Annotated in this window: 15 protein-coding genes and 1 tRNA gene; 4 read left to right on the top strand and 12 right to left on the bottom strand. The window is 43.7% G+C overall.

Going from position 1 to position 18,203, the window contains the following annotated elements:
- Positions 1–56: 56 nt before the first annotated feature.
- Both AC1F2U_RS01460 and AC1F2U_RS01455 read right to left on the bottom strand, forming a co-directional pair.
- Entirely contained in the window at positions 57–266 is a 210-nt protein-coding gene (locus AC1F2U_RS01460; protein ID WP_480259517.1) for a toxin-antitoxin system, antitoxin component, Xre family protein, read from the bottom strand.
- 415 nt (positions 267–681) lie between these two features.
- Positions 682–753, bottom strand: a tRNA-Thr gene (locus AC1F2U_RS01455).
- 33 nt (positions 754–786) lie between these two features.
- Between AC1F2U_RS01455 and AC1F2U_RS01450 the strand changes: the two genes are divergently transcribed.
- Positions 787–1,080, top strand: coding sequence for a DUF3493 domain-containing protein (locus tag AC1F2U_RS01450; protein WP_480259516.1), 294 nt, complete (start codon positions 787–789; stop codon positions 1,078–1,080).
- 353 nt (positions 1,081–1,433) lie between these two features.
- On the opposite strand, the gene AC1F2U_RS01445 is transcribed toward AC1F2U_RS01450, so the two are convergent.
- Positions 1,434–3,128: a DUF1565 domain-containing protein gene (locus tag AC1F2U_RS01445; RefSeq protein WP_480259515.1), complete on the bottom strand. Its 1,695-nt coding sequence runs from the start codon at positions 3,126–3,128 to the stop codon at positions 1,434–1,436.
- Between the two features lie 300 nt (positions 3,129–3,428).
- On the opposite strand from AC1F2U_RS01445, the gene AC1F2U_RS01440 reads away from it, so the two are divergent.
- Complete coding sequence (locus tag AC1F2U_RS01440; RefSeq protein ID WP_480259514.1) at positions 3,429–3,965, top strand: alpha/beta hydrolase; 537 nt, start codon at positions 3,429–3,431, stop codon at positions 3,963–3,965.
- On the opposite strand, the gene AC1F2U_RS01435 is transcribed toward AC1F2U_RS01440, so the two are convergent.
- The 7 genes from AC1F2U_RS01435 to AC1F2U_RS01405 all read right to left on the bottom strand — a co-directional run bounded on the left by AC1F2U_RS01435 (position 3,962) and on the right by AC1F2U_RS01405 (position 12,799).
- Positions 3,962–4,159, bottom strand: coding sequence for a hypothetical protein (locus tag AC1F2U_RS01435; protein ID WP_322660560.1), 198 nt, complete (start codon positions 4,157–4,159; stop codon positions 3,962–3,964). The two genes, AC1F2U_RS01440 and AC1F2U_RS01435, sit on opposite strands and share 4 nt — an antisense overlap.
- Positions 4,160–4,328: 169 nt before the next feature.
- Positions 4,329–4,949 (bottom strand): low-complexity tail membrane protein, encoded by a 621-nt coding sequence (locus tag AC1F2U_RS01430; protein WP_414513217.1) that lies wholly within the window; start codon positions 4,947–4,949, stop codon positions 4,329–4,331.
- Between the two features lie 105 nt (positions 4,950–5,054).
- Positions 5,055–8,219, bottom strand: a complete 3,165-nt coding sequence (gene infB, locus AC1F2U_RS01425) for a translation initiation factor IF-2 (protein WP_480259513.1) — start codon at positions 8,217–8,219, stop codon at positions 5,055–5,057.
- 479 nt (positions 8,220–8,698) lie between these two features.
- On the bottom strand, positions 8,699–8,968 hold the full coding sequence (locus AC1F2U_RS01420; protein WP_292734233.1) for a YlxR family protein: 270 nt from the start codon (positions 8,966–8,968) through the stop codon (positions 8,699–8,701).
- Between the two features lie 134 nt (positions 8,969–9,102).
- The gene (gene nusA / locus AC1F2U_RS01415) at positions 9,103–10,389 is read right to left on the bottom strand and encodes a transcription termination factor NusA (RefSeq protein WP_335007920.1); all 1,287 of its coding nucleotides are present in this window, start codon (positions 10,387–10,389) and stop codon (positions 9,103–9,105) included.
- 230 nt (positions 10,390–10,619) lie between these two features.
- Positions 10,620–11,081, bottom strand: coding sequence for a ribosome maturation factor RimP (gene rimP / locus AC1F2U_RS01410; protein ID WP_289796851.1), 462 nt, complete (start codon positions 11,079–11,081; stop codon positions 10,620–10,622).
- A gap of 269 nt (positions 11,082–11,350) precedes the next feature.
- A complete protein-coding gene (locus AC1F2U_RS01405) occupies positions 11,351–12,799 on the bottom strand; it encodes a hypothetical protein (RefSeq protein WP_480259512.1) in 1,449 nt (482 codons plus the stop codon).
- 525 nt (positions 12,800–13,324) lie between these two features.
- Between AC1F2U_RS01405 and AC1F2U_RS01400 the strand changes: the two genes are divergently transcribed.
- Complete coding sequence (locus AC1F2U_RS01400; protein WP_480259511.1) at positions 13,325–14,050, top strand: peptidoglycan-binding domain-containing protein; 726 nt, start codon at positions 13,325–13,327, stop codon at positions 14,048–14,050.
- A gap of 31 nt (positions 14,051–14,081) precedes the next feature.
- Here AC1F2U_RS01400 and AC1F2U_RS01395 read toward each other — a convergent pair whose 3' ends face one another.
- Both AC1F2U_RS01395 and AC1F2U_RS01390 read right to left on the bottom strand, forming a co-directional pair.
- A complete protein-coding gene (locus AC1F2U_RS01395) occupies positions 14,082–14,975 on the bottom strand; it encodes an SDH family Clp fold serine proteinase (protein WP_480259510.1) in 894 nt (297 codons plus the stop codon).
- Between the two features lie 105 nt (positions 14,976–15,080).
- Positions 15,081–16,970: a protein kinase domain-containing protein gene (locus tag AC1F2U_RS01390; protein WP_480259509.1), complete on the bottom strand. Its 1,890-nt coding sequence runs from the start codon at positions 16,968–16,970 to the stop codon at positions 15,081–15,083.
- 295 nt (positions 16,971–17,265) lie between these two features.
- On the opposite strand from AC1F2U_RS01390, the gene AC1F2U_RS01385 reads away from it, so the two are divergent.
- Positions 17,266–18,186 carry a Tll0287-like domain-containing protein gene (locus tag AC1F2U_RS01385; RefSeq protein WP_480259508.1) on the top strand — a complete coding sequence of 307 codons (921 nt, stop codon included), beginning with the start codon at positions 17,266–17,268 and terminating at the stop codon, positions 18,184–18,186.
- Positions 18,187–18,203: the final 17 nt, after the last annotated feature.

The raw sequence follows: 18,203 nt of genomic DNA, 5'->3' as shown, positions 1-18,203 counted from the left end.
GCTTTGATTTGAAGGAGCGATCGCATATCAATCCAAAATAGCTAACATCACCAAATTTATAGTGTGTCATAAGCTGCATCATCAGGGTTATCCCAGATTTTTAGCAGAACTGGTTCAGAAAGTTTTGCTGCTGCAAAGGTAAGGCTATGGTCTGTATTTTGCCGATCCAAAGAATCAATAAAATCTTCAACTAGCAAAACTTTTTCAGGAGGTAGCTGGCGAATTTTTTTAAGTAACCTTTGCTCTGAAATGCTATCAGCCTGCATTATTTAGATTCTCCTAACCTTGTCTAAATTGCTTTATTTATGCATTCATTATAGTTTTTGGTTATCTCTAGCGATGAAGGCGATCGCTCCCAAATTAGTAGTAAATACCTGAATTCCTGGCCCGACTTTTCACGGTATCTGGAAAACCTCTCTCTAAATCTCTCTCCTAAAAGGAGAGAGACTTTGAATTTTATCCCTTCCCGCGTCGGGAAGGGGGTTAGGTCAATCGTTGGCTTTTCCACATAACGTGAAAAGTCAGATTCCTGGCACTGTCACATAATCACCATCATTAGTAATAATCTAGATTTGATGACAATAATTTGTCACAGCGACATTAATCTGTCACCGACGACAAATAATTAGTCACTGTACATGATTTGTGTCAAACTTGACTATTGAGCAATACTTTTATCAAAGCCGATGATGGGATTTGAACCCACGGCCTGCTGATTACGAATCAGCTGCTCTACCACTGAGCCACATCGGCGTACACAATCTAAGAGTATAACATGATTTAATCATGGTAGATCAAAATCCCAAAAATCGCCTTAATCGTGAACAGTATGCCAGCCTCAAAGCAGAAATAGCCGCTCCTTATCGCGGTTTACGACAATTTTTTTACATTGCTTTCGCTGCTTCTGGTTCGCTCGGTGCATTCGTCTTTTTCTTCCAAGTACTTGCCGGACGCAATGTTGAGAGTGCTTTGCCTAATTTAGCTCTCCAAGTAGGAATAGTTGCCTTAATGGTTTTCCTTTGGCGCTGGGAACAGCGTCGACAACAACGCCCTCAATCAGGTAAAAATCCTAATTCCTGAAGGTAGAAATTTTAGCTGGTTAATTTTTGACTCCTTTCTTTTGATATATCTTTATATTCTTCAAATTTATTAATGCTTTGATGAATATTAAAATATCAAAAAATAAAAAATAAAAAAATTATTAGGAAATCTTAAAAAGCAAAAATTTCTGAGAAAATGGAAATCATTGAAACGGGGTCAGCCAATATAAAGACCCTGACCATAAACCCAATAACATTCAAATGGGGTCAGCCATATTTAAAGACCCCAAATTTTATGTTTAAAAACCCCCAAAATTAATAAAACTCACATTAATTGGAAGCGCCAGACTAACAAATTATTAGTCTGGCGCTTCCAATTTGCTAACTAGACATTTACTGGGCTGTTACCAAATAGGATGAAGGAATGGGTTGGGCACGTCCAGCATTGACAAGTGCTTGGTAAACAAAGGCAGCAACCTCGGCTCTAGTTGCCTGACGATTAGGATTTAGTTGCTTCACTGTGGGATAGTTTATTACTAGTTGCCGTGCAGTTGCCGCAGCAACAGGAGCGATCGCATAATTAGGAATCTGGGCAGCATCGGTGTAAAAGGAAAGGATATTTTGATTACTCGCAGTTAAGCCCAAACCATTAGCTAAAGCGACTAACGCCTGCACTCTAGGAATTTGCTGCTGTGGCTTAAAAGTGCCATCGGGATAACCAGAAACAAATTGACTCTGGTAAGCAGATTGAATGGCAGCGTAAGCCCAGAAATTGCTTGCTACATCCTTAAATTTAATTGCTGGGCGTTTAGCTGCTGGTGTTAGGGCTTTAGTGACAATAGTGGCGAATTGAGCGCGGGTTACAGGTTCATTGGGTTTAAAGCTGCCATCAGGAAAGCCCGCAATAATATTTTGGGAGGCTAAGGCTTCGATGTAGGTTTTTGCCCAGTAAGTTGCTGGCACATCTTTAAATGCGACAGGCCCTCCAGGGGGTACATCAACAGCTCCGGCAACGAAATTTACTGAGCCGAAAATCTTTTTCTGATCGATATCGTTGCCAACAGCGGCAATTTGACCGGTTTTAGTGGCGTTGTTCACATCATAGCGAGTGTTATTGCGGATAAGGTTGCCACCAGGATTTTCGTTGGTGCCAAGATCGGGTAAAGCGTTGACAGTCGCTACTACTCCATCCCGCTTATTGTTCTGAATGACATTCTTACGCAATACAGGCTTCGCTGACTCTGAGATAAAAAGACCGTCTTGGTTTTCGATGATTTGATTTTCCACAATTAGAGGTGTGGAAGTGCCACCGATCGCAAGACCAAAACCAGTATCCTGAAATAAGTTACTCCGAATTTCTCCTTGGGCAGCTCTAGCAATTGAAATCCCATTCCCTTTGTTTTGCACAAAGAGATTACCTTCGACTCTGGGATTGCCTGTACCCGTGACAAAAACACCCTCTCTAACACTGTTAGTAAAAGTACTGTTTTTGATAGTAGGATTAGTTGACTCCACCCACACAGCCGTACCTCGGCTATTTGGGTTGGTGACGCTGACACCAGCGATCGTGGTATCTTGCTCGGCCAGGATGGTAATGTCTTGTCTAGCAAAGGTGCGACTAGTGTAGAAGCCTCCACCTGTAATCAATATCGCCTGACCTTTTGTAGCTTCATCACCCCGCAGTGTCACCCCTGGTTTAAGTAAAAGCGGGAAGGTTTCACCACTTTCCTGGTTATAGGTACCAGGTGCTAATTGAATAACAGCACCTGCTTGGGCTTGACTGAGAGCGAAACTGATGCTTTTGTAGGGTGCTGCCGAGGTTGCACCAGCACCAGCCCTATCTGCACCAGTTGTTGGATTAACATAAATCGCTGCGGCAGTTGCAGGAGCTTGGGCTGTGCGAGTTGGGGCGATATTTTCTGGATGAGTCGCACCAGCATTAACCTCACTAGGTAGTAGTATTGACCCACTAGAAACAACAAGTATTGCCGTTAGCCCGGCTCCTACGCGCAAAGTATATCTGAGATGACTGCTGGAAAGAAGGCGAAAATTTTTCGCCAGAGAAATTTGAGAACCCCGATATTTCATTTTTTCCGTCTGTGCTGTGATGTGCTGAATTACGGTATGTCGAATAAGGTTAAAGATAACAGCGTTGTAGCTGCTCTAAAACCCATGCAAAACTATACTGGATGATTAGCACTGATTCAGCTAAATTCCCTAGAGAGGTTACAGAACTTATACATTAGTTATATTGTGTGATTCAGAAAATTTTCTTAGGGGCACTATGGGGATGAGGCGATTTTCAGTATTCCCTAAAGCTAGATGCTGCAACTAATTCTGTTGGAATACGATCGCAGAAAAAAACAAACCTATTAGAAATCGGGAAAAATGCATTTTAATTTTTTAGGGCTGCGTCGCGTCTTAGTTTTAGTAGGCATTATCTGTCTTCTGTTTTTGTCCACTCCTGCCTTTGCGGCAGAACGAGTAGTCCTGAAGTATGGTATTTTCCGTGAATCACTTTCTGTAGAGGAACTATCCACCTTTGCCCAAACAGGTGAACTCTCAGGTTCACTAAGAGTTAATTTAGCTTTGGCACGACAAGACCCCAAAGCCATTCGTCAGTATTTAACAAAGCCTGTGAAGGTAAACCCTGTATTTTTAGATAGAGTGCTAAATAGCCAGATTGGTAATATTATTTTGGATCGAATTAGTCAAGTTATTTCTACACCGTCTCAAAGAGCAAATCGGCAAGCTTTACGAGCCGCTTTGGTACTTTCTGCGAATCAAGACGAGCAAGTGTCGCTGATTGAAATTATTAAAAATTATCCCACAAATGAAGTGGAAGTTGATGGCGATCGCTTGCAGGGTGCATACCGTCAACTCCGCCGCTTGCAAACAAACCTACAAGATTTATTTGGTATTTAGTAAGCTAAAGTTTCTAAAGTTTCTCTTAAATACCGTTGTACCTGATGTTCCAAGCGAATTCCCTCTAATTGAGCATCGCGTTCTAGTTGCCAGCGTTGAAAACCTGAACTAGTGGAGATCGCACATTTGAGGCTATACCAAATTTCAGTATCGGCAGAAAATTGGCGATCGCTAGAAGCTGGAATTTGAGCCATAGTTCCTAATTCCTTTGTTTTAAGTTCAAGGGTAATTGGGCATTGGGCATTGGGAATTGGGCATTGGGCATTGATTATTAATTCATCTCCCCCTGCCTCCCCTGTTCCCCCTGCTCCTCTGCTACTTATTTGTAGCCCTTTAAAGTTAAATAATATACTTTACGGGCTGCTACGAATCTGTATTGATCTTAAACAAGGATTGTAATAATCGAGGCACGATTTGATTAACTCGCACCCCTAAAATTGTGAAATCTTGCTTAATCTTTTCTAAAGATAATGGTTCTATGCCAGCGAATTCTGTGTCATTAGTCACCAAAACTCGCATTACACTCACAGGTATTTGTAAAAATAGATTGCCACCCAAAAATGCTAATCCCGCCAGCACTAGTGCAAGACTGCGCCATTGTGGGAGAAATTTCGCTGAATTTGCTACTAATGGGGCAATTTGGTAAAGATACCACAGTATCCCAACCGACAATACTGCTGCCACCAATGCCAGGATACGATTTAATTTTGTATTAATTAAACAGAGAATTTTTCGCTGCCGCTCAGTCAGATTTTCTGGTTTTTGGGCTATTCCTAAAAGAGCAAATATATAAAAAGGGCGACGCAACTGCATCCATAGCAGGGGGAGAACACCAATGGCGGCAACTAACAATAGCTCCATCCAAACTGGTAAAAATGGCTCGCCTACAGACAAGAACAATAAGCAGAGTACTAAAAAAACAGGCAACGTCGCTAATCCAGCGACGTGAATCCACAAAATAGGTTCAGAGCGAAATGAATGCATATTATAAAAAGTTGTAAGTTAAGAGTTAGGAGTTAGGAATTAGCAGCCTTTAACTCCCAGCTCCTAATTTATCACTCCTAACTTCTAACCATTTTACCCTTAACACTACCTTGTTAAGGTGAGAGTGCGGCGCTTCGTAACCATCTGATAGGATTCGATGATGTCACCTTCAACCCAATCATTGAATTTATCTATGCCGACACCGCATTCATAACCGGCGTTGACCTCACGGGCATCTTCTTTCATCCGTTTTAGGGAATCAAGGACGCCTTCAAAGATCACCTTACCGCCGCGTCGTACTCTGACTTTGCAGTTGCGAACTAGCTTGCCAGATTGAACGTAGCAACCAGCAACCGCACCGCGACCGACTGGGAAGACGGCACGGACTTCGGTTTGACCCAAGGGTTCTTCCACCAACTCTGGTTCCAAAAGACCTTCCAAGGCATCTTGGATATCTTCTAGGAGTTTGTAGATGACGTTATATTCCCGGACATCGACACCTGCTTCATCGGCGGCTTGTCTAGCGCCACTGGCAAAGGTGGTGTTGAAGCCGATAATTACAGCGTTACTGGCAGCAGCTAAATCGATATCTGTCTCGGTGATTTCCCCAGCAGTAGCCAACAACATCCGAATTTGGACTTCGTTTTGCGGGATTTGCTTGAGCGCTCCCACAATGGCTTCTACCGAACCTTGTACGTCTCCTTTCAAGATCAAGTTGAGTTCTTTCAACTCGCCTTCTTGTGCTTGAGCCGACAGGGTTGTAAGGGTAACACGACCCTGTAACAAACGGGATAAGCGTTGTCTGTCGGCGCGATCGCTAGCGAGTGCTCTGGCTTCTTTTTCGTTCTGGAAGACCTCGAACTCGTCGCCGGCTGCCGGCACATCACTTAAACCTAGTACCTCGACAGCAAAGGAAGGAGAAGCAATGTCTACTCTCTTACCTCTGTCATCTACCATCGCCCGGACTTTACCAAAGGCCGAGCCAGCTACTAAAATATCTCCCACATGTAGGGTACCGTTCTGAATTAGCAAGGTAGCAACTGCTCCCTTAGCTTTATCCAGATGTGCTTCAATGACAGTTCCTTTGGCGGTACGATCGGGGTTAGCAGATAGTTCTGCAACCTCTGCTACTAAGAGAATCATCTCTAAGAGCGTATCCAGATTTTCACCTCTGATGGCGCTCACAGGAACCATGATTGTTTCACCGCCCCAGTCTTCTGATGTCAGACCATACTGGGTAAGTTCTTGTTTAACCCGCTCTGGCTGTGCCCCTTCTTTATCAATTTTGTTGATTGCAACTACAATTGGTACTCCCGCTGCTTGGGCGTGGCTAATGGCTTCAATGGTTTGGGGACGCACACCATCATCAGCAGCGACTACTAAGACGGCAATATCTGTTACCCGCGCTCCTCGTGCCCGCATAGCTGTAAAGGCTTCGTGACCAGGAGTATCCAGGAAGACTATCTGCTGTGGTTTGCCCTCATGTTCGACATCCACATGGTATGCACCGATGTGTTGAGTGATCCCGCCAGCTTCGCCCGCAGCCACTTTGGTTTTGCGGATTGAGTCGAGCAGGGTTGTTTTACCGTGGTCTACGTGACCCATAATTGTCACGACTGGCGGACGGCGGTGGAGATATTCTTGGTCTTCTGCACCGACCATTTCCGTGATTTTCCGAGCTTCTGCTTCTCGTTCGACGGTTTCAACTTCTATTTCTAGTTCTTTTCCTACCAGGGTAATTGTGGGAATATCTAGATTTTGAGTGATACTCACCGCCATACCTTTCAGGAACAGGATTTTGACAATCTCTGTATCGGCAACGCCTAATACGTCAGACAGTTCTTGTACTGTCAATGGCCCTGTGATCGTCACTTTTTCGGGGCGATCGCGTTTTGTCTCGGCTTCTTGGCGACGGTTTTGGTGATGGTCGCGCCCACCAGATTTGGAACCAGACCTGGAACCAGACTTTCTGGCTCTTGCAGTTGGGGCGCTAGCAAGGGTTGCACCTGGCATCTGTACAGGTCGAGTCGCTTTCGGTTTGGGAGGACGAGCAATGGAAAGGCTGACTTGGACTGTGGCTGGTGAATCTATATCGTCATCATCCAGCAAATCTTCTTCAAACTCATCATCAAGTATGGGTTTGATTCGCTTGCCTTTGACGCCAGCTTTTGCCTTTTCTTTAACTTCGTCAATTATTTCCTCTTCTACCCACTTTTTGCCGCCTTTGGTCGGTCGAGGCGGACTCGGGCGTTTCAAATCGAGGAGATCCGGTGTGACTGGTTCATCACCCAATCCTTGAGATTTGCCCGCTATGCCTGACATCTGTCTGGGTGGAGTAGCGATCGGCATTGCGGCTGCTACTGCTTCACCTGGACGTGCCGGTCTGGGTCTTTGTCCGTCTCCGAGTTGTGATGGTGCAGATGGTCTATTGCCTCTCTGCTCTGGTCTGCTGGGTGCAGGAGTGGGACGACTTGTCCTTTGTGGCGCACCTGGTGGGGACTGGTCTGTTGGCAGTTTAGCGACTCTCGGCTTAATTTGTTCGCGATCGCCTTCTGCTGGTCGTAGCCGTTGGTCGCGCTTGAGGATCGGTTTATCTGCCTGAGATACTGGCGCCTCATCTGCCACCACCTGGGCAACTTCTGCCTCAGGTCTGGCTGGAGGAGCAACTAGTTGCGGTTTGATCGGTTTTTCCGATTTTGGTCTCGGTGAAACTGTTTTTTCCGGTTTTTGGGATGCTATTTTTTCCGGTGCCGGATTTGGATTAGGCGTTTGTTCCAAGTCAGCGATCGGAGGTTGCTCTTGAGTCTCAGATTGAGTCCGGGGCACAGGTCGAGTTGGTGCTGCCGGTTTCAGGGGTGAGACTGGTGTAGCGAAAGGCCGTGGAGGAGAGGGAGGATTAGCTTCAGACAAGGCAGCTTGGGTATTGTTAGCAAGTGACGCCTCTGGGGCGTTGGGAGTAGTATTTCTCAATATTTTGGGTTTGCGTATTTCCAAAATTTGCTGTTTGTGGGGTGCAGCAGGTCGGTTACGTCCGCCGTTGGGTGGTGAATTTGGCTTATGGCTGGTTGTACCTAGTTCCTTTTTGGCTGACACATTCGTAGCTGCAAGCTTTTCTGCTGCCGCCCGGATGTTTTCTGCCTCGGTTTCTGAAATCGTGCTGCTATGGCTTTTGACCGCAATATCGAGCTGGTCGCAAATTGCTAGTAGCTCTTTGTTATCCAAATTCAATTCCTTTGATAATTCATAAATTCTAACTTTGCCGTTGTTCATCCACTCTTCCCCTTTAATTTACAGTTTTAGCGGATGGTTGCCTGGTTTGCGACATCTCCATCCTTGGATTACTGTTTTTAGACTGCCGTTCAGTTTTTGCCGGTGCCTCCAATCAGGAAAGAGAGATGTTTCGGTTTAATAATGGCATCCCCACCAGGAATGATGGTTGAGGGATACCCATAAAAATTTCTTAAATAAAAGATTTTTATAGGAACCCTTGACGCCGAACTGCGCCTGAGCGCTACCAGGTTGCCATTTTGTAGTTTCTTGTTTTGTTGATTCTGAGTCTTCCACAACACAATCGATTACATCTTGTTCTGGGAATGTTGCCTCGTCCCTCGTTATTGGAGAGCCGAATGCCTTTTACACCCATTTACTATTTTGGCACTAACCTTAACGATCGATAGAGAGTGTGATGAAAGCGCGACTTCGGCTTTCGACACAATTTTTCTAATGATGACGTTACAAAGTTGTTCCAACTAAATTTGGTTTTGGGTATTACTGCGGGCTAGACGTTGCGACAAGCTTTGGTACAGTGCTTCTGGCACTGATGCATGTAGCGATCGCCCTAGTCGATTTTTTTTTTGAGCCGCTTGTAAGCAACTCGTTTCTGGACAAATATAGGCAGAACGCCCCATGCCCTGATCCAATTGTACCTTTCCATCGGGAAAGACGCGGACAATCCGCCAAAACTGATCTTTTGAGCCTACTTTCCGGCAGCTAATACAGCGCCGATAATTTGGTTTCATCGGTTCTTTGCGATCTCAGTCCAGGATAATGGAAGTAAAAATAAGTTTATTATTACTATTTTTTACTTATACCAAGTAGCTTTTGAGACTGAGACTACCATCTCACAGTATCAAAACTTTACAAAATTAATCAATTATTCATCATCGTTATTGTCAAAACTATCTTCCTCTTCTAATTCGTTCTGATTTTCATCCTCGAATTCTTCTTCAAAGTCCGAGTCGTCTTCTTCTGATTCCTCTGATTGATATTTTGTTCTGACGGCTGCAAATTTGGTATCCTCTGCTGCATAGTCATACTTAGCTTTGTCTTTAATGTCTATTTTCCAACCAGTCAGACGGGCTGCCAAACGAACGTTTTGTCCTTCTTTGCCAATAGCCAAACTCAATTGATCTTCAGCTACAAGTACGTGAGTTTGCCGTGATTCTGGGTCCATCAAGCGTACTTCATCTACCCGTGCTGGACTTAAGGCATTAGCAATGTATGTTGCTGGATCTGGCGACCAGCGAATTACATCTATTTTTTCACCGCGTAATTCGTTGACTACCACTTGAATTCGCGATCCCCTAGCTCCAATACAAGCGCCTACTGGGTCTACATCGCGATCGAGAGTATCTACTGCTATTTTAGTCCGGGGGCCGACATAACGGGAAGGGGGGTTTGCCTCCCTAGCTACGGCAACAATCCGTACCACTTCATCTTCAATTTCTGGGACTTCGTTGGCGAAAAGATAAACTACCAAACCAGCATCAGCACGAGACACAAGCAACTGTGGTCCTCGTTGCTGACCTTGGGAGACTTTTTTCAGATATACCTTGAAGGTGGCATTTGCTCGATAATTATCGTTGGGCAACTGTTCTCGCTTCGGTAATTCGGCTTCTACTTCTGGCTGACCAAAGCCGCTGCTAACTGCTAGAACCACTGATTGCCGCTCAAACCGCAGGACTCTTGCTTGGAGAACAGTTCCTTCTAAATCTTGGAACTCTTCTTGCACCATCTGGCGCTGTTGATCCCGTAATTTTTGCGCCAATACTTGCTTAGTTTGCATTGCCGCCATCCGACCAAATTCTCCTTGGTCGGGAGTAACATCCAGCACTACAGAGTCACCTAACTGCGCTTCGGGAGCGACTTGTTGAACTTCGTCTAGGGAAATTTGGTGGTCTGTGTTATCTACTTCTTCGACAATAGTTTTGGTGGAAAGAACGCGAAATCCTTCTCCTTCAATATCGAGTTCTACTTCAAAATTTTCAAAATAATCTTCGTCAAACTGTTTGCGTTCTAAATTTTGGGCGCGGCGATAGCGTTCATAGCCTTTGAGTAGTGCTTCTCTAATAGCTGATTGAACTGCAAGCCGGGGTAAATTCCGTTCGCGACTTATACTTTCAATTAATTCTTTTAATCCAGGTAAAGTAACCATTGACATAAGCAATCTCCTTTAAAAATTAGGGAGTGGGGAGAAACGCGATTAATCGCGTCTCTACTGAGTGGGGACTGGAGACTAGGGACTGAAAACTACGCACTAGAGCCAGGGATTAGAGAATAGCTTTAAACTAATCTCTAACCTCTAGCCCCTAACCTTTAGCCCTTAGTTCCTAATCTTTAGCCTTGAGCTAAGGTGCTCTAGTCTCTAACTCTTGAGCCATAGCCCTTTGTTTATCGGCGCTCCTCTAACTGCACCTTAGTAATTAGGGAGCGGGGAATTTCGACTACACGACCTTTTTGGTTTAAGTAAAGTGCTGTCTCATCCCGACGAATCAACAGACCAATCCACTCTTGTTGTCCGTCGTAGGGGGGCGTTGTGGAGATAATGACAGGAAATCCTTTAAAGGAAATAAACTCCCTGTCTGTTACCAGTTGCCGCGAAATACCAGGACTAGACACTTCCAAGACGTATGTATCTGGAACGATTTCCGCAGCATCTAAGGAGGCTTCTAAAGCACGGCTCATCCTCTCACAATCGTTCAACCCAGTATCTTGCTCAGGATTGCGAATGTCTACCCGCAACACTGGTGGACTTTGGTTGGTATGAAAAACCACGCCAACCACTTCCAATCCCAGTTCTTCTGCCACTGGTGTCGCCAAATCAATAATTTGTGGAACTAAAGGATGAGCCATGAGAGAATTCAATAAAAAAAGTGGGCATCGACCCACTTCCTGCGATAGGTATATCTTCCAAGAAGTCTTGTGACGAACCAAATGATGATTCGCCTAATTCGAGTTTAGCGCATTTCTTTTATAGTCGTGTATTGGGCATTGAGCATTGGGCATGGGGCATCCCTTCGGCTTCTCCTAACGGAGACGCTGCGCGAACGCTCAGGGCAAGTGGGCATTGGTTGTTCTTGTTGTCCACTCATTTCCCCTGCTCCCCTGCGCCTCAGTTCTCCCTATCCTTCCCGTATTTTTGGGAAAGTAGCGCCTTTATCTACTACTACGGGAACTGATACTTGTGTTCGTAGCTGCCGGGTTTGCTCGATAATTTGGTCTATGTCTTCTTGGGATAAACGCTGGACGTAGTTAAGTTTGATTTCCTCTAAGAAGTCAAAAAGTAAACTCTGAATTTCTGAGAGTACATGTTTTTCCTTGATTTGAGATCCCAATACCTTGGTGAAGCTTTCTACTAGCTGACTGGTGAGTTTTGCTCCTACAGGGTCTTCAACAGCGCTAACTAAAGTTTTATAAAGATTAGTTGTGATTTGAGTCGCCAGTTGTTCGCTTAACTGGGTTTGAGCCTGTCCCACGCCAGGGAGGTTCTGGAGGTTGCGGTAGACAGGGACTTGATGAAAAACGGTTTCGATGTTGTGGCGGAGAATAGCAACGATCGCAGGTTGAATATCAGGTAGCACTTGGTAGACAATTGTTTTTACCAAAAGACTTGCGATCGCCTCCACTTCATTCACATTATTAATATCTATGTAGGGACGTAAATTTTCTTGTTGTGAGAGCCAGGTCGTTAATTCACCCCGCTGAATTGAACCCTGAACCTGATTAATCACTCTCACCACGACAATTTCTGTAAGTTCTTCGGCAAAATTGGCGACAATCCCCTGATTAATTTGCTTTCGTACTGGATGCAGATTCAATAACCGCGCTTGATCGAGGCGAATTAATACAGGTATGATTCGCAACCCTCGCCAAAATGGCAGTAGTAAAAATAAATCGTACCAACGCCATAATAGTGCTTCTAACCAGCTAAAACCAGGATGTTGGCGTTTGAGCAAGAAGGTGCGCCCCAGCAATTCTACGCCAAATAAAATCACAAAAGGTAAGTCAATAATCCAAAATTTATCAATAAAATCGCCATTTTCCCCGATTTGGCGGTAGTAGTTACTGGCGATCAAAGGGCGGATGCTTTTGTTAAAAAAATTAATTTCTTCAAGCCAGCCATTTTGTGATAGATGCGGCTGACTCCAAAAAGTAGCGAAGGACTGTTTTGCAGATTCTTTGCGGATGTGCGATCGCATCCTTTGTTTGATTTTTTCTAGCGTCCCACTCTTATTAGCTCCCGCAAACGGGTTACTGTCAATCATCTCGCTGCTAAGACGACTTATTTGTATTAGCCTGTTATTTACCTGAGGCGACTGTAACCCTGTTTGCCTAACTTGTTCTTCTAATGCATCTACTGTTTCTAGATAACTTTTTGTGTCTCGATGACTTTCAATACCTTTGATTGGGTCATAAATCTTAGTAATTTGGGGAAGTTTTCGCAAGTAGAAATCTCGCCAAGGTACGTAACTTAAATCAAACACAACTAAACCTAAATTTACTGCGGCAGCAATTGCCATAAATCTTTCAACCCAAAGATTACGCTGCTTAGATGATTTTATATTTTTCATTTTTTGTAATATATGATACCTGTTGAGGTGTTTAAAAAATAAACTTTTTCATTTATTAATTTTTTGCCCTTTCTAACCAATTACAGCAATTTCCAGTCAAGTAGACCCCAGTAGAAGTACACATCTGTCATGGGTGTCAACTTCAGTCCAAAACAAAACTCCTTGAAAACCTCTTTTCCAACCATAGGCTGAAAATACTCCTCATTGCAGCACAGCCACAGGTAAAGAGACTGCCTTTCACCTTCAGTTGACGCTCAATGCACAGATGTGATTTTCTAACGTAATTTAGGGTTAAAAGGGTATATTCGCTTCAGAATGATAACCGCTGTATCTTTGCTAATACAAGATACTTCTTTTGATGGATGACAGAAATTATTGTTTAAATATCTAGCTAAATTTAACAAAAAAAAATCACAATTTGTTCAAAATTCATTAAATAATCGTGAAAAAAGTTATTAAACAAACTTAAAATGCAGCTGTTAACGTTTATGATCCTGCTGATTTGACCCAAAGGAGTTTTTAAGTATGTGGTGTGGGTTTGGAAAATCAAGCGCAACCTTTGCTGTTACTTGCCTGATGACTGCTAGTTTGGTAATTGCAGACACAGGTTTTGCAGCCCCTCAAAAAAGTTATACGCCCCAGCAATTCCGTCAAGTATTGCGGGGATTAGGCTATAACGTCAAGGTAACAAATACCGCTTTGACAGATGCGGAAACTAAAAAGGCAATTCGAGAATTTCAGACTGGTTATAAGCTAAAACCAGTTGATGGTATAGCAGGACCAAAAACCCAAGATTTTGCTGCTAACATCGTTCAAATTCTACACAGAAATTTGAATGCAGTAGTGAAGCCAAATCCTCCCCTGCCGCGCGATCATTTTTATGGTTCCCGCACGGAAGAAGTGGTGAAGGAGTATCAGAAGAAATATCAGTTGCAAGAAACTGGAATTGCTAATTTAGCACTCCGCCAAAAGCTGAATGAAGAAGCAAAGACACTCTTCAGCCAGCCGACAACTAAACCAACAACTAAACCGACAACTAAACCGACAGCGACACCGACAGCTACGCCAACAGCTACGCCAACAGCTACGCCGACGGCAACGCCAACAGCGACACCGACAGCAACGCCAACAGCAACACCAACAGCTACACCGACAGCAACGCCAACAGCGACACCGACAGCTACACCGACAGCTACACCGACAGCGACACCGACAGCTACACCGACAGCTACACCAACAGCTACACCCTAGTTGCCAGAAAAAACTCCTATCCCAAAGCCGCTCAAGCGATCTGATTTGGTTCTTCTAAGGGTCTGCCCTTGGGTGTAGGTAGAATTGGACGGCGGTCATTGTAAGGCATAGGAATGTACTGCACGCTGGGTCGTCCTCCTTGTGGCTGTGGGTACAGATCCATGAGATCGTAAATAGAATGGGGCAGTCCGACGGTTACGGGCAGCCCCATTTCTGTTGCTTCTTCAATAGTGATGGGATAGTCGTGGGTGACGCGTCCAGTTGTCAAGGCTTCGATAATCGGTTCGATATTTTCTGGCAGAACTTTTTGTTTGGGTATACTGTCTTTTAGCAAAGTTCGCACAAACCTCTGTACCTGCTGTATTGCTTTGCGTGAGAGATCGGCCATAATTAGGGTTTGGTCATCAATCTCACCAATGGGTTTATCTTCAACTACTTTCAAGATACTGGCTGCGGGGTAATTACCCAGTTGGGGATCAACTGGACCCAAGACAGCGTTAGCATCCATAATAATTTCATCAGAGGCGAGGGCAAGCATTGTACCGCCACTCATAGCATAGTGGGGTACAAAAACTGTGACTTTTGCTTGGTGGCGAATTAACGCTCTGGCGATTTGTTCCGTAGCTAAAACCAAACCGCCAGGAGTGTGCAAAATTAAATCAATTGCTACATCCGGCGGTGTGAGGCGAATTGCTCGCAATATTTGTTCTGAGTCTTCAATAGTAATGTAGCGAGATACGGGAATTCCCAAAAAGCTAATGGACTCTTGACGGTGAATTAGTAAAATCACCCGACTTTTGCGTTCCTGCTGGAATTGTTGTAAAGCACGCAAGCGCCGATATTCTATTTGACGTTTTTGCCAAAGGGGTTGCAAAGAAGTCAGAAGGAGAAATATCCAAAATAAATCACCAATACCAAAGCCCATATAATTTATTTTTGTTCAAAAATAACGGTTGCCGTCATTATTGTCACAAATTTGGGGCGATCGCAGTTCTATCTGTAGATTTATAGAAAAATTACGAATTATTTACTATCCCCTTCGCCAAATTTTAATAGTGTCGTCATCACTACCGCTAACTAGGGTTTGGCCATCGGGACTGAAGGCGACACATCTAACATAATTGGAATGGCCTGTAAGTGTGCTGATTTCTCTACCACTGTGTATGTGCCACAGTTTGATAGTGTTGTCCCAACTGCCACTAGCGAGAAATTGTCCATCCTGGCTAAAGGCGACTGACCAAACTGAATCAGAATGACCAATGAGAGTACGAATTTCTCTGCCTGTATTTACATGCCAGAGTTTAATCGTGTTGTCACCACTGCCACTGGCAATAATTTCCCCATTTTTGCTGAAGGCGATACAGTTGACAAAGAAAGAATGACCTGTGAGTGTGTAAATGTTTCTGCCTGTATATACTTGCCACAATTTAATAGTGTAATCATTACTGCCACTAGCCACTAGTTGTCTATCCTGGCTATTAGTTGCAGGCGTTCTCGGAGAGTAGGCGACTGACGAAACTGGGTCGGAATGACCTGTGAAAGTTTGGATTTCTATGCCTGTGTGTACCTGCCACAGTTTGATTGTGCAGTCAGCGCTACCACTAGCCAAAAACTTGCCATCTGGACTAAAAGTAACGGAATTCACCCAATTAGTATGACCAGTAAGAGTACGAATTTCTTTACCCGTGTTGACATCCCACAATTTGATTGTATTATCCCAACTCCCGCTAGCTAAGATTCCTCGGTTCAGGTCTGTAACTTTCGCAGATTTGCCAGATTCGCCTTGATAAGAAAGGTTTGAAGAGATTGGGCTAAAGGCGACGGAATTAACCATACTGGAATGACTAGAAGACCAGCGACCCAGTTGACGCACTAGCTTGCCAGTGCCCACTTGCCAAAGTTTGATGGTCTTGTCATTACTGCCACTAGCAAGAAATTGCCCGTCTGGGCTAATGGCGATCGCATGAACCATACTAGAATGACCTTTGAGGGTCTGTACGCATTGCCAGTTCTGCCGATCTAATACAACAGGTACAGGTAGTTGCAGTCTAGGCTTTATCGCTAAAGTAGATAATGTTTTGGTTACATTTTCCCCAGTATCAGGGCCCAATAAATCCAACCACTCCTGCACAGACTGGGGACGATAAGTTGACTCCAGATCCATGCCGCACATAATAGCTTGATTTACCCTGTTGCTGATGTTGGGATTAAAATATTGTGGTGGTTCTAAATTAATATTGTGACGTCTATCATCTGCACTAGTCGGTACAACTGCGGTAAGCAAGTTATACAAAGTAGCAGCTAGGGCGTAAATATCAATGTATTCTCCTCGCGGCGCTTCTGATTCATACTGTTCAGGTGGGGCAAAACCAGGAGTACGATACACTGTATGCCTTTGGATCGTATTAGGAATAAATTCTCTAGCGATGCCAAAGTCTATCAGCACTGCTTCTAATTTATCAATGCGGATCATGATGTTGCGTGGTTTGAGATCCCGATGCAACAGTCCTTTAGAATGGATTAGGGTCAAAGCATCGCCAATTTGCCGGATGTAAAGTAGTGCTTCTGGCTCTGATAGCACCCCTATTCGCCTCAAGCGCTGTGCTAAGTCTTCCCCTTCGATGTAATCCATCACCATGCAGGGCAAATTCCCTTCATCAAAGATGGTTTCTATCTGTACTATATGAGGATGGTGGCACACAGCCAGCCGAACTGCTTCATCACGAAAGTCTTGCCTTAACTTGTTTCGGTGGAGTATCCAGGCGGGGTGATTCAGGATTTCTTCTTTGAGGGTTTTAATCACTCGCTGTTGATTTCGTTGATTTCTGGCAAGATAAGTAATGCCAATTCCGCCTTCACCTAGTTGGCTTTCAATAATGTAGCGTCCCCCGAATAAAGACTTTCCTGCATTCCACACCATTAGTAATATTTGACAGTTGCTGGTATTTATTTTGGCACGGTATCAGAACAGCCAACACGAATTTTTGGGAATTCCATTTGAATTGCTGTTGTAGCTTTTTGAAAATTAGTTACTTACATAGCATTTTTATTAACCTGAATAATTACTAATAGTATAAAGTTTGAATATACCCTCATAGTTTTGCCTAAACTATGCCTTTATACGAAAATATGAAAGTTGATTGCTCATGCTAGAGTAAACAGTAACTTTAGACATATATGTTCATAATAATTTGACTTGTAAGTAATCTAAAATTATGCTAAAGAATCTCAATTTGAAACAAAAATTTACAATTTTGCTACTGGTAATTTTGACATTTGGTCTGAGCTTGAGTGGATTTACTCTTTCTTCTCTGCTGAGGGAAAATGCTAAACAAGATATTAGCTCCACTGGTCTCATACTCATGCAAACAATGAGTTCTGTTCGTAAATATACCAGTGCGCAAGTGAATCCAGAGCTAGTTGATAAATTGGCTACTGAATTCTTGCCGCAAACCGTTCCTGCATACTCAGCACGAGAAGTATTTGAAATTTTACGGCAAACAACAGACTACCGTGATTTCTTTTATAAAGAAGCAACTCTCAATCCCACAAATCTTCGGGATAAGGCTGACGGTTTTGAAACGGAAATTGTAGAACAGTTCAGAAATAAATCAGACCTTAAAGAAGTTAGTGGATTTCGCTCAATTCCTGGTGGGGATATCTTTTATATTGCTCGTCCCTTAGCAGTGTCTGAACAAAGCTGTCTGGTCTGTCATAGTGTACCTGAAGCAGCACCTCAAAGTATGATTAGTCTTTATGGTGCTGCTAATGGATTTGGGTGGAAACTTAATGAAATTGTTGGCGCTCAGATTATATCAGTACCTGCCAATAATGTCATCAAAAAAGCAAATCAGTCTTCCTTACTAATTATCTTGATTGTATCAGCTATATTTATAGCGACTATCCTGTTAGTCAACTTGTTCTTAAATCGACAAGTTGTCAGACCTCTCAAACGCATGACTCGCATAGCCGAAGAAGTTAGTACGGGACACATGGAAGTTGAATTTGAGCAGATGTCTAATGATGAAATCGGTAATTTAGCTAAAGCCTTTAAACGGATGCAGTTAAGTTTAGAAATGGCGATGAAAAGAATCAAACGTACTCAAGGAGGTACAAGCGATTACAATAATTCGTAATGAGCCTCTCTACGAGA

The sequence above is a fragment of the Nostoc sp. LEGE 12454 genome, assembly GCF_056620565.1.
The sequence above is the reverse complement of the archived record's forward strand: the minus strand, read 5'-3'. Positions and strand labels throughout refer to the sequence as shown.